The following is a 978-nucleotide window of genomic DNA, read 5'->3' as shown; positions in this document are numbered from 1 at the left end:
AAACCCTAGTTTATTCCTGAATTCAGCTGATATTCGCTCTTGCGCAACTGTCGCCGATGCATAAACGCCCAGCTTCAAATCTTTAGAGCGGCCGAAGGAAAAATAGAGGTCGAGAAATGCGACTAATGTGTTTTTAACCGCAGCGGAATTGAAGCTAAGACCTGAGCTGTAGTACTTGTTCTCTTCGCCACTTACTGGCGAAGTATCGGAACCGTCAAAAAGGACGGAGTCCTCCATGAACTCCATGGCACAAAGGACCTGACCGTCCTNTGTTTTTAACCGCAGCGGAATTGAAGCTAAGACCTGAGCTGTAGTACTTGTTCTCTTCGCCACTTACTGGCGAAGTATCGGAACCGTCAAAAAGGACGGAGTCCTCCATGAACTCCATGGCACAAAGGACCTGACCGTCCTTGTTCTCCTGCACCCGCTGGAGGAAGCGGATTGCGGCCCGGAGCTTTTGAAAGCGAAAACCTTTGGTTTTGTCGCCGGCCTCACGGCTTATATGACCCGCCTTCTCCGCGCAGCTCTCCGTCGTCATGAGCTCCCTCCATCTGTTTCATTTTGTATTCGCCTCTTGTAGGACTGTACATGACAGGCGACGAGCGGAGCGCTCGTGCTTCGTCAGGAAAGTGGTATCAGACAGCTGTAGGTGCTGTGCTCTATAAGCTCTCACGACCTTCCCTACTCGGCTGCGGCTTTCCCTCCTGCATGATGGGCCGGGTCTCGCGAGACGGTTTCTATGCCAGGCTGAACAGGCCCAGAAGCCAGCGTAGCCTCGACGATGAGATGCTGGGCAAGCAGGTGCAGCAGAGCTTCGTTTGCAGCGACCGCACCTGCGGCGCCCGGCGCGTATGGCGCGATGTGCTGGAGCAAGTCCTGACCTGCGGGCTGCACCGCATCAAGAGGCTGTTGCGCGAGCAGGCATTGCGAGCCCGGCCTCGCAGGCGCGGTCTGCCCCGAGATAAGGGCGAGCGCAGT

The 978-nt window shown here is 55.8% G+C and carries 1 protein-coding gene and 1 pseudogene; one reads left to right on the top strand and one right to left on the bottom strand.

The annotated features are described in order from the left end of the window. Positions 1-237 (bottom strand): hypothetical protein (locus QZH66_RS16990; protein WP_305807027.1); only part of this gene is annotated, 237 nt, incomplete at its 3' end. Positions 238-720: 483 nt separating this feature from the next. On the opposite strand from QZH66_RS16990, the pseudogene QZH66_RS16985 reads away from it, so the two are divergent. Then, a pseudogene (locus QZH66_RS16985) lies at positions 721-978 on the top strand (IS3 family transposase); the annotation flags it as partial.

Source organism: Stenotrophomonas sp. YIM B06876, assembly GCF_030711595.1.
Lineage (GTDB): Bacteria > Pseudomonadota > Gammaproteobacteria > Xanthomonadales > Xanthomonadaceae > Stenotrophomonas.
This window is presented reverse-complemented; position numbering and strand designations above follow the sequence as displayed.